Raw genomic sequence first — 10,997 nt, forward strand, 5'->3', positions numbered from 1 at the left:
GGGGCGGGCGGCGCGGGCGGGTCCGGTACGGCGCGGACGATGCCCACGGCGGCGAGGCACGCCGTGGCCGCGGCGCCGAGGAGATGACGGCGGGTCATGCGCTCGATCAGCGGGGGCCTCATGCTGTCCTTTCCTCGACCGGGCCGGTCAACTGGTCCAGAAGTCCCACCAGCGCGTCAGGATCAGCATGCCGATGGCACCCAGGTGCACGGTGGGAAGCACCCAGGTGAACTCGCCCAGGGCGGTGCGCAGTCCCCGCGGTGCGGGCAGGAAACCGGACCGTACGTTGTGCGATGTCACGTACCAGAACATGAGAGTGGTCGCGGCCCAGGCCAGGCAGCACCACAGGCAGAGGGAATTGATGCGATAGAGGGACTGGAACTGCAGCCAGCCGCAGAACGCCACGCCGAATGCCGTGCCCGCATTGAGGGTCAGCCAGTACCAGCGGGGAAAGCGCGCGCCGCCGATCAGTCCCGCGCCGACGCAGATCACGACGGCGTAGGCGACGAGTCCCAGCATCGGATTGGGGAAGCCGAATGCCGCCGCCTGTTTGCTCTGCATGATGTTGCCGCAGGCGACCACCGGATTGAGGCTGCACCCGGGAACGTAATCCGGGTCCTTCATCAGTTCCAGCTTGTCCAGGGTGATGACCCACGCGGCCAGGAGTCCCGCGGCGCCGGTCACCACCAGGAGCAGCCCCAGCCGCCACCCGGCGGCCGGGGCGGCGGGCGCCTGCCGCGCCGCACCGGGGGAGCCGACCGCCTGGAGCGGTACCCGGTGCGGCAGGTCGGTGGTGGGGCGCATCAGCGCAGGCTGCGTGCGGGCAGCAGGCAGTGCGCCGCGCTGAGCATGGTCTCCTCGTCCCCGGCGAACTCGCTGAGGCGCTCTTCGGAGACGGGCTCGCCCGGCTTGGCGTCCGGCCACGCGCGCGTGGTGGCCATGAAGTAGGCGTGCCCGCGCTGCTTGACGGCGGCGAGCCACTCCGGCGGCGCCACGCACTGGGCGTTCAGGTGGGGCATGTTGACGACGGCGTGGTCGCCCTCGACGAGCAGGCTCACCGGCAGGGAGGGGTTGCGCGCACCGTCGATGAGCGGGCCGCCGATGGGCAGGCCCGCCTCGCCGAGGAGGCTGCGCATCGCTTCGGCCGTGGCCTCCGGGCCGCCCTCGGTGTCACCGAGGGAGTAGGCCAGCAGGAACGGCATGTCCTTCTCGTCCTCGGGGTGTTCACCGCTCCAGGCGAGAACAGCCAGGGTTCCCAGATCAGTTGCTCGGAAGGGGCGCTGTTCACTGGAAGTTGAGGTCATGAGGGGAACCGTATAGACGTGGGCGTACGCGCCCCGCCCTGTTGTCACCCGTGTGGCCCAGCACGGCGCCGCCATCACACGATGGGGTCACCCCGTCGGCCGCGGTGCTGACGCGCCCCGGCGATCCGCCTGCCGCGCGGACACACCGAAGGGCCGGTCCGTGGAAGGAGTGACCGGCCCTTGCGCGCGTCTGCCGTCGGGTCCTACTTGGCGAGGGGAAGTCCGCCGAGGAGCTCCGTGGGACCACCGGCGGAGTTCAGACCGTCCGTGGTGTCCTTGACCGTGTTCACGACCGAGTCGCTGTTCTCGGTGTCGAGCATGTTCGTGCTCACCGGCTTGGTGTCGAGCAGGTTCGGGGTCTGGCCGGCAATGGTCTCGAGGCCACCGTTCAGGCTCGTGGGCGCCAGGTCAGCGGCGAACGCGGGCGCGGCGGAGCCGGCGATGGCGATCGAACCGGCAAGAACTGCAGCAGCCTTCAGGGCCTTCATCATGTTCCTTTCTTTGGCGACGCGCGCCGCCTTTGGGAGCACTGTTCAGGCATCGTTCGCCTGTTGTCTCTGTTCTCCGGGACTAACGAGCGCGGACCGGTACGGAAACCCCTGGCCCGGAAACTTCACGGAAGCCACTCGAATGAAGAACGCATCTCATCCTCATATCAACCGCCCGAATTGCGGCGGGCGTTGACCGCGGCATAAAGAAGCCCGCCCTGCCGGAAGGAATCCGGCAGGGCGGGCGACGGTGCGCGGTCTGGATCGGGGTCTAGAGCGCGGGCGCCTGCGGCAGGGCGGGCGTCTGGGGCAGGCCGCCGGTGGGCAGCTTGGGCAGGCTCGGCAGGCCCGGGAGGTTCGGCGCGGGCAGGCCGCCGCCCAGGACGGTGGCGACGACGGTGTTGACCAGGCCGAGCAGCACCCCGGGCGCCGCCGCGAGGACCGCCTTGGGGTCGCCGGCCGTGGCGGCCTTGACCAGCTCGTCGACCGCCTTCTGCAGCGCGGCGAGGGCGTCGGCCTTGGCGTCCATCGGTGCCTTGGCGTCACGCTGCGCGCCGCCCGTCGGGAGCTTGGGCGCCTCGGGGACGCTCGGCAGGCCGGTGCCCGGGGCCGCGGGGGCCGCCTTGGCCGCCGCGTCGATGGCCGCCTTCACCGCGTCGACGTGCTTCTTGGCGTCCTCGGGGGAGAGCTTGCTGTCCGGCGCCTTGAGCACCGCGGAGAGCAGGTCGGTGACGGGGGTCAGGACCCCACCCAGGCCACCGAGCTGCTGGGCCTGGCCCAGCAGGGCACTCGCGTCCGGGGCAGGCGCGCGGGGGGCGGTCCGGGTGGCTTCGCGGGAGGCGTCGCCGTCGGAGGCGAGGGCCGGTCCGGCCGTGCCGAGAAGCAGCGTCGCGCACAGGGTGGTGGTCGCGAGGCGGCGTACGGGCAGAGCGCGCATAGGTGTTTCCCTTTCGATGATGCGTCGGATCTTGTGATCACCGTGAAAGCGGGAAACGCCCTCCGCAACCGAGCGACTGCGGAACGTATCGGTCGTGCGGCGCCCGTGCGGGCATCTGCGCAGGTGGGACGCGGATGTGACGGCCGGTCGGCCGGTCGGCCGCGCGCCCCCCATTCGGGGCACGGCCGATAACACCGCAGCGGCGGAAAGCCGCGCCGACACGCGGAACGGCCGCCCCCTCTTTCGCGGGGACGGCCGTTCGCAACCGACGGTGCGTCAGTCGTTGGCGCACTGGTTGCCGAACGCGGGGTTCAGCAGGCCGATGACGTTGACGCTGTTGCCGCACACGTTGACGGGGACGTGGATCGGCGCCTGCACGTTGTTGCCCGAGATCACGCCGGGGGAGTTGGTGGCTGCGCCCTGCGCGCCGCTGTCGGCGGCAGCGACGCCCGCGGAGCCGGCCACGGCGGCGGCGGCGACAGCGGACAGGGCGAGAGCCTTGGTGGTACGGGACATGGAGTGCTGCTCCTTGGTGATGATGCGACGTACGGGCGGGCTGCCCGTCTGGAGGGTTCAACTGCCGACCTCGGTGCCGAGTTGTGCGCCCAGACGGGTGATGCGCGGCGGCAACCGTCGCAGTGCCGACCTTCACCGTTCCGACACACGCGCGGAGGTCGGCCGAGTCTCCCGTGTCAACGGCTACAGTTGCGCTTCCCCTTAGGGCATTCCGCTCATACGCCTTCATATTCATATAGATGAGGCGAATCCCTCATCTCCGCTGTGGTTCAGAGTTCACACACTCGGAAGGCCAACGCCGTCATGCGTCACTCCCTGGGCCTGCGTCGCGTGTTCGTCATCCCTCTCGCACTGGCCGCGTGCCTCGCGGCCAACGGGACCGGCTCGGCCGCCCCGCCCGGCGACAGCGGCGAGAAGACACGCATCGAATTCGCGCAGAGATACAGAGCGCTGCAGCACGGCGGGATCGTCCGGGCCGCAAACTCGGCGATCACCTGCCGCCGCGCGATCGACCGGACGGCGGAGTCCTGCGCCCGAACGCGGGGCGGCCGTCCGGGTGTGAACGACGACTTCGACATGTTCTACATCGACGTCGACGACGACCCGAACACCTACAACTCCAGCACGGGCGAAGTACGTCTGCCCCCGCACTCGCGCGTCTCCTACGCCCGCCTGTACTGGGGCGGCAACCTCAGGGTCGGCGAGCAGAAGCCCCCCAAGGACAACGGCCGGGTCCTGATCGCCGAGCCCGGCGGCAACTACAAGCCGGTCGTCGCCGACACCCCGGTGGGACACCGCGTCGCCGACGGCGCCGACGCCTTCCAGGCCTCGGCCGACGTCACCGACCTGGTGCGCTCGGCGGGCAGCGGCTCGTACACCGTGGCCCAGGTCAACGTCGCCATGGGGCACTCGCGGGCGGGCGCCTGGGGCGGCTGGACGCTGGTGGTGGCGTACGAGAACGCCGCGGAACCGCTGCGCACCCTCGCCGTCTGGGACGGCTTCGACTCGACCGGGGAGGACGGGCACCGGCACGCCGTCCGGCTGCGCGGCGTGCCGCGGGGGACGGACGGCATCGCCGGTGTGGTGGCCTACGACGGCGACCGCGGGCGGCGCGGCGACACGGTGGGCGTCTCGTCCCGACGCACCGGATCCGTGCCGCTGACGGACGACGCCAACCCGGCCGGTGACGCGCTCAACTCGACCATCAGCGAGCCGGGCACGCCGCTGCGCAGGAACCCCGCGTACACGAACACGCTGGGATACGACTCCGATGTCTTCCCGCTGCCCAAGGGCCCGGACCGGCCCGCCGAAGGCCGCCGCGGGCCGCACGGCGACCTGACGGTCCACCTCGCCTCGCAGGATCCGGCGTGGGTCGGCGTGGTCTTCGCCGCCGTCGACGCGAAGCGATAGCGCCCGTTGCCCCGCTCCGCTTCCGCGGTGCTCCGCACTGACCCGAAGGAGACGCGCATGCCTCTGCCTTCAGCACCCCACCCCCCACGGGTCCTGCACGTCAGCCAGCCCGTGGACGGCGGCGTGGCACGGGTCGTCGTCGACCTGGCCGCCGCCCAGGCCGCGGCCGGGACCGACGTCCACGTGGCCTGTCCCCCGGAGGGTTTCCTGGCCGGCGCGCTGGAGGCCCTGGGCGCCGGTGTCCACGTCCACCCCTGGACGGCGTCCCGCTCCCCCGGCCGCGGCCTCGGCACCGAGGTCCGCGACCTCAAACGCGTCATCACCGCGGTGGAACCCGGCCTCGTCCACGCGCACAGCGCCAAGGCCGGGCTCGCCGCACGTCTCGCGCTGCGCGGGAGCATCCCCACGGTGTTCCAGCCGCACGCCTGGTCCTTCGAGGCGGTCGGCGGCCCCACCGCGTTCCTGGCGCGCCTGTGGGAGCGCCGTGCCGCCCGGTGGGCGGACCGCATCGTCTGCGTCAGCGAGGCCGAGTGGGTCACCGGCCGCCGCGCCGGCATCTCCGGCTCGTACGCGGTGATCCCCAACGGTGTGGACACCGACCGGTTCGCGCCCACCGGCCAGGACGTCGCGCCGGTCCGGCTGGTGGTGTGCGTCGGCCGGCTCTGCCGCCAGAAGGGACAGGACGTACTCCTGCGCGCCTGGCCCACGGTCGCCGCCCAGGTGCCCGACGCCCGGCTGGTCCTGGTCGGGGACGGGCCCGACGACGCCCGGCTGCGGGAGCGGGCCGGGCCGCGGGTGGCCTTCGCGGGCGCGGCGGACGACGCCGCGCCCTGGTACCGGGCGGCCGACGTGGTCGTCCTGCCCTCCCGCTGGGAGGGCATGGCACTGGCCCCGCTCGAAGCCATGGCCTGCGCCCGCCCGGTCGTGGTCACCGACGTGGACGGGGCACGGGAGAGCCTGCCGCCGTCCCACCGCCCGCACGCCCTCGTCCCCCCGGAGGACCCCGGCGCGCTGGCCCACGCCCTGGTCGCCCTGCTGCGGGACGGGGAGCTGCGGGACGCGCTGGGGCGGCGCGGCAGGCAGCACGTGCTGGACCACCACGACACGCGGCGCGCCGCGGCCGCGGTCGACGCGGTGTACGGCGAGCTTCTGGGCACGGCGCCCACCGAATACAGGGAGTGCAGCACGACGTGAGTGCGGAACGGACCGTTGCTTCCTCATCGGCTCAGTCACGGCAGGACACCCAGGCCCCGCCCGGCACCTTCGTCGTCGCGCCACGCGAAGCGACGGTCCTGCGTGCCGGGGCGGCCGCGCCGCGCCCGGCCCGGCAACGGCGGTCGGCCGCCGCCCTGCTGGCCGCCGACTGCGCCGCGGCCCTGGTCGCCCTGCTGCTCCTCGACGATCCCCGGCAGCAGGCCGTACTGGCACCCCTGCTCCTGGCCGGTGTGCCGGCCCTGAACGTGCAGGGCCGGTTGTACGAGTACGCCGCGCTGCCCGACACGCTCGGCCAGGTGCCGTCGCTCGCCGGGCGGGTCGCGCTCGCCTGGTCGGTCGCCACGGTCCTCGCCACCGCCCTGCCCACGGTCGGGTCACCGGCACCGCGGACGCTGGCCGGTGCCGTCGCCGTGCAGTGCCTGCTGAGCTTCTGCGGGCGCGCGCTGGTCCACCGGAAACGGCGGGCCGCCACCGTGCGCAGGCCCCGGCCCGTGCTGGTCCTCGGGCCCGTCGGGCAGGCGCGCGGCGTGGCCGCCGCGCTGCTGCGGCGCCCCGGCTGCGGCATGCGGCCCGTCGGCATCGTCAGCGAGACCGCGGCCCCCCCGCAGGAGAAGGAGACCGGCGCCGAGTCGCCGTCGGGGCCCGCGCCCGACCTTCCGGTGCTCTGCACGGAGGACGAACTCCACCGCGCGGTGATCCAGAACGACGTCCGGACCGTGTTCTTCCTCGCCGACCGCGGCACCGGGCTCGCCGGCTGGCTGCCGACCCTGCACGGCCTGGGCTGTGACCTGTGGGAGCTGGAGCCGCGCTGCGCCGGTACCGTGCCCGCGCCGGGCGGGCACCGGCAGTACGTGGCCGGGTTCGCCTGCCGTTCCCTGACGCCCGCCCGGCCACGCGGCACCCGCGCGGGCAAGCGGCTGCTGGACATCGCGGTGTCCGGCGTCCTGCTGCTCGCGGCGGCGCCGGTCCTCGCGGCCTGCGCCCTGGTGCTGCGGACCGCGGAGGGACCCGGCGTGATCTTCCGTCAGGAACGCGTCGGCAAGGACGGGCGGCTGTTCACCCTCCTGAAGTTCCGCACCCACCGGCCCGTCGACCAGCAGGAGGCCGCGACCCGGTGGAGCGTCGCCGACGAGCACCGGATGAGCGCGTTCTGCCGGTTCCTGCGCGGCACCTCGCTCGACGAGCTGCCCCAGCTGTGGAACGTGCTGCGCGGCGACATAAGTCTGGTCGGCCCCCGGCCCGAACGGCCCTTCTTCGTCGCACAGTTCAGCCAGACCTATCCGGACTACGCCCACCGGCACCGCATGCCGACCGGCATCACGGGCCTGGCCCAGATCCACGGCCTGCGCGGCGACACCTCCATCGAGGACCGGTGCCGCTTCGACAACGCCTACATCGACAGCTGGTCGTTCTGGCAGGACCTGTGCATCCTGCTGCGCACCCTCGGCTGCCTCGTCCGCCGCACGGGGAGCTGAGCACGGTGACCCACAACCCGTCCACCGCCCTGCCGCCCGGCTCGCGCCTGCGGGGCCTGCACGAGACGGTGCCGCCCGCGCTGCGGCGCAGCGCCCCGGTGCTGCCGGTGGTGCTCCTGGTCGCGCTGCTCGCCCTGCCGGTGCCCGCCGCGGGAGCGTCCTCCGGCGGCAGCGGCGGCGGCACCGGCGGCGTGGCCGACGCGGTGTCCGCCCTCGTCGTCGGCTACTGCGTCGTACGCGCGGTGCGGGCCCGGCGCCGCCCGCTGACCCGCACCGCGGCCGTCCTCCTCGGGCTGCCGGTCGTCGGCATCACCGTGGCGGCGTTCGGCGCCTCCTCCGCGGCGACCGGCGTCGCCGGGGCCGCGCGCTATCTGCAGATCTTCGTGCTCGTACCGGCCGCCGTCCTGCTGCTCATCCGCGACGCCCACCACTTCCGCCTCCTCGCCTGGTCGTTCGTCGGGCTCGGGCTGTGGCAGGGCGTCATCGGCGTGCACCAGAACCTCACCGGCACGGGCGCCTCGTACATGGGCGAGGACATCCGCGCCGTCGGCACGTTCGGCTCCACGGACGTCATGGGGATGGCCACCGTCGTCTCGTACGGGCTGGTCTGCGCGCTGGCACTGGCCTTCCGCCCGCGCTCGCCGCGCCAGCGGTCGGCGGCGGTGGTCTGCGCGGCCCTCCTGACGGTGCCGCTCGCCCTGTCGTTCAGCCGCGGCGCGTGGATCGCGACCGCGGCGGCCTGCGCCGCGGTGCTGCTGCTCGCCGGGGTGCGCCGGGCCGGTCAGGTGCTGCTGGCCGGGACGGCCGCCGCGGTGGTCCTGGTGGCCGGATTCGGCGTGGGCTCGGCGATGCTCCAGGAACGCCTCAGCAGCATCACCCAGGTCACCGACACCCCCGACCAGTCGGTGACCGACCGCTACACGATGTGGGCGGCGTCGGCCGACATGTGGCGCGAGCGGCCGGTGACCGGGGTCGGCCTCAAGGGGTTCCCCGACCACCGCGACAGCCACGCCTCGCTCGCCCTGTCCTCGGGCAGCGACACCGCGGGCGCCGGCAGCGCCTTCGCGCGCCAGCCGCTGCTCTCCCCGCACAACATGTACCTGCTGGTCCTCAGCGAGCAGGGACTGCTCGGGCTCGGCACGCTGGCCGGGGGCTGGGCGGCGCTCCTGGTGTGCGCGGTGCGCCGGTGGAAGCGGCAGCGCGCCGGGCGGAACGGGCCGGGCGGTTCGCAGCTGGACTGCGCGCTGGTGGCCTGCGGGCTGCTGGTCTGGCAGCTGATCGACTTCGTGTACGCCGACATCGGCGGCCCCTCCACCGTCCTGACCGCCATCGCCTTCGGCATGGCGGCCTGGTGGGCGGTCGGCTCCCGCGACCCGCGGGGCGAGGCTCTGCCGGAAGAGGCTCTGCGGGGAGAGGCGGGCCCGCGATGACCACCGTGCCGCCCCCGGAGGTGGCCCCCGACCCGGACGCGCCGCCTGCCGCGGTGACCGCCGCGCCCGCCGCACGGGATCCCGCCGAGAAGACCGGGGGCTCGTTCCTCGCCAAGGCCGCGCTGGTCACGGCCGTGCTGTCCGTCGCGGGTTCGCTCCTGGGGCTCGTACGCGACCAGGCCCTCGCGCACTTCTTCGGCGCCGGTACCGACACCGACGCCTTCCTCGTCGCCTGGACGGTCCCCGAGCTCGCCGCGACGCTGCTCATCGAGGACGGCCTCGCCTTCTTCCTGGTGCCCGCGTTCAGCCTGGCGCTGGCGCGCCGCGCGGACGGGCCGCTCCTCGACCCGGTCCGCGAGCTCGTCCGGGCCTCGCTGCCGCGGATGGCCCTGTGCTTCGCGGGCACCGCCGTCCTGCTCATCGCGGCGGCGCCCCACCTGGTCGCGGTGCTCGCCCCCGGCCTGCCCAACCCGCGACTGGCCGTCGACTGCACCCGGCTGACCGCCACCTGCGCGCTGACCTTCGGCCTCGCCGGGTACTGCAGCGCGGCGCTGCGGGCCCACCAGCGGTTCGTCGCGCCCGCCACGGTCTACGTCGCCTACAACGCGGCCATCATCACCGCCCTGTTCGCGCTCGCGGTGCCGCTGGGGGTACGGGCCGCGGCGGCCGGAGTGGCGGTGGGCGGGGCCCTCATGGTCGTCGTACAGGCGCCTTCGCTCTGGCGTCAGCTGCGGCGCCCGTACCGGCCCGAAACGGAGCCCGCGCCCGCGTCCCCGGCGGGAGGCTCCTCGGACAGGACCCTCCAGACGACGATCATCTGGACCGTCCTGCTGTTCGCGCTCTGCCGCCAGTCGCAGGTCCTCATCGAACGGTTCCTCGCCTCCTCGCTGCCCGCCGGGGCCATCTCGCACCTGAACTACGCGCAGAAGGTCGCGCAGATGCCGATGGTCCTCTCGCTGATGCTGTGCACGGTCACCTTCCCCGTAGTGGCTCGGGCGCTGGCCAAGGGCGAGACGGAGCGCGCCCGCAAGCGCGTCGAGCGGGACATCGTCCTGGCCGGCTGCATGGTGCTGCTGGGCGCGGCCGCGGTCGTCGCCGCGGCTCCCCCGCTCATCGAACTGCTCTTCCAGCGCGGCGCGTTCACCGCACGGGACACCGCCGCCACCGCGTCGGTCATGCGCGTCTACGCCCTCGGCCTGCTCGGCCACACGCTGGTCGGCGCGCTGGCCCGCGCGCACTTCTCCGTCGCCCGCACGACCTGGATCCCGCTGTACGCGATGGTCGTCGGCGTCGTCGCCACCGCGGGGATCGGCTTCCTGACCGTCGGCACGTGGGGCGTCCACGGAATCGCCGCGGCCAACGCGACCGGCATCTGCGTCACCGCGGTGCTCCTGCTGCGCGGCATGGGCCCGCGCANNGGTGGCCGCGGCGGGCGCGGCGGTGCTGGGCACCGCGTGCGCGCACCGGGTGGCACAGCCCGCCCCGGCGGTCCTCGCGAGCTTCACCGCGGTGACCGTCTCCTTCGTGCTCCTGGGGCTGCTCCTGGGGGCGCAGCCCTGGGCGTCCGCCCTTCGCTCCGTCAGCAGAAAGCTGCGTCATGTCCGTTGACCTCACCCCGCCCGCGCCCTCCGGCGCGGAGCCGTTCCTGCGGCTGCGGCCGCCCCGCACCCCGGCGTGGGTGGCGATGTACCACTCCGTCGCGGACCCGTCCGACGATCCGTACGGGATCACCGTGGCCCCCGAGCGGCTGGGCGCGCAGCTGCGCTGGATGCGGCGCCAGGGGCTGCGCGGCGTCTCGATGAAGTACCTCCTTGAGGCGTGCGCGCAGGGCCAGGAGCACAACCTGGTGGGCCTCACCTTCGACGACGGGTACCGCGACTTCGTCGACCACGCGCTGCCGCTGCTCCGGCAGTACGACTGCACCGCCACCGTGTTCGTCCTGCCGGGCCGACTCGACGGCGACAACGCATGGGACCCGCTCGGCCCGCGCAAGCCGCTGCTGGGCGCCGACGGCATCCGGCACGTCGTCGAGTCCGGCATGGAGATCGCCTCGCACGGGCTGACCCACGTCGACCTGACGGCCGCCGACGACCGCCTGCTGCGCCGCGAGGTCAGCGGCAGCCGGGCGGCGCTGCACGACCTGACCGGCGTCGAGGCGCAGGGCTTCTGCTACCCCTACGGCACCGTCGACGAGCGCGTCGCGGCCGCCGTCCGCGAGGCCG

Annotated in this window: 12 protein-coding genes; 6 read left to right on the forward strand and 6 right to left on the reverse strand. The window is 73.8% G+C overall.

Annotated elements, in window-relative coordinates:
* The 6 genes from AOK03_RS45195 to AOK03_RS17815 all read right to left on the reverse strand — a co-directional run.
* On the reverse strand, positions 1–122 hold a 122-nt coding region (locus tag AOK03_RS45195), incomplete at its 3' end, for a twin-arginine translocation signal domain-containing protein (RefSeq protein ID WP_157868987.1).
* 25 nt (positions 123–147) lie between these two features.
* The gene (locus AOK03_RS17795; protein WP_079074793.1) at positions 148–804 is read right to left on the reverse strand and encodes a vitamin K epoxide reductase family protein; all 657 of its coding nucleotides are present in this window, start codon (positions 802–804) and stop codon (positions 148–150) included.
* A complete protein-coding gene (locus AOK03_RS17800; protein ID WP_055566268.1) occupies positions 804–1,304 on the reverse strand; it encodes a DUF5949 family protein in 501 nt (166 codons plus the stop codon). The genes AOK03_RS17795 and AOK03_RS17800 overlap by 1 nt, the downstream gene beginning before the upstream one ends.
* A gap of 203 nt (positions 1,305–1,507) precedes the next feature.
* The gene (locus tag AOK03_RS17805; RefSeq protein WP_055566269.1) at positions 1,508–1,792 is read right to left on the reverse strand and encodes a hypothetical protein; all 285 of its coding nucleotides are present in this window, start codon (positions 1,790–1,792) and stop codon (positions 1,508–1,510) included.
* A 271-nt stretch (positions 1,793–2,063) separates the two neighbouring features.
* Positions 2,064–2,729, reverse strand: a complete 666-nt coding sequence (locus AOK03_RS17810; protein WP_055566270.1) for a hypothetical protein — start codon at positions 2,727–2,729, stop codon at positions 2,064–2,066.
* Between the two features lie 276 nt (positions 2,730–3,005).
* On the reverse strand, positions 3,006–3,245 hold the full coding sequence (locus tag AOK03_RS17815; protein WP_055566271.1) for a chaplin: 240 nt from the start codon (positions 3,243–3,245) through the stop codon (positions 3,006–3,008).
* 303 nt (positions 3,246–3,548) lie between these two features.
* Between AOK03_RS17815 and AOK03_RS17820 the strand changes: the two genes are divergently transcribed.
* The 6 genes from AOK03_RS17820 to AOK03_RS17845 all read left to right on the forward strand — a co-directional run.
* On the forward strand, positions 3,549–4,655 hold the full coding sequence (locus tag AOK03_RS17820) for a hypothetical protein (RefSeq protein ID WP_055566272.1): 1,107 nt from the start codon (positions 3,549–3,551) through the stop codon (positions 4,653–4,655).
* Between the two features lie 57 nt (positions 4,656–4,712).
* Complete coding sequence (locus tag AOK03_RS17825; RefSeq protein WP_055566273.1) at positions 4,713–5,849, forward strand: glycosyltransferase; 1,137 nt, start codon at positions 4,713–4,715, stop codon at positions 5,847–5,849.
* The gene (locus AOK03_RS42645) at positions 5,846–7,345 is read left to right on the forward strand and encodes a sugar transferase (protein ID WP_055566275.1); all 1,500 of its coding nucleotides are present in this window, start codon (positions 5,846–5,848) and stop codon (positions 7,343–7,345) included. Before AOK03_RS17825 ends, AOK03_RS42645 begins: the two co-directional genes overlap by 4 nt.
* Positions 7,346–7,350: 5 nt before the next feature.
* Positions 7,351–8,775 carry an O-antigen ligase family protein gene (locus AOK03_RS17835; protein WP_425264390.1) on the forward strand — a complete coding sequence of 475 codons (1,425 nt, stop codon included), beginning with the start codon at positions 7,351–7,353 and terminating at the stop codon, positions 8,773–8,775.
* Positions 8,772–10,191: lipid II flippase MurJ (locus AOK03_RS17840; RefSeq protein ID WP_244177649.1), on the forward strand; the 1,420-nt coding region annotated here is incomplete at its 3' end. The genes AOK03_RS17835 and AOK03_RS17840, both read left to right, overlap by 4 nt.
* Positions 10,192–10,372: 181 nt before the next feature.
* A partial coding sequence (locus tag AOK03_RS17845) for a polysaccharide deacetylase family protein (protein ID WP_079074794.1) occupies positions 10,373–10,997 on the forward strand: 625 nt, incomplete at its 3' end.

The sequence above is a fragment of the Streptomyces atriruber genome, from assembly GCF_001418325.1.
Taxonomy (GTDB): domain Bacteria; phylum Actinomycetota; class Actinomycetes; order Streptomycetales; family Streptomycetaceae; genus Streptomyces; species Streptomyces atriruber.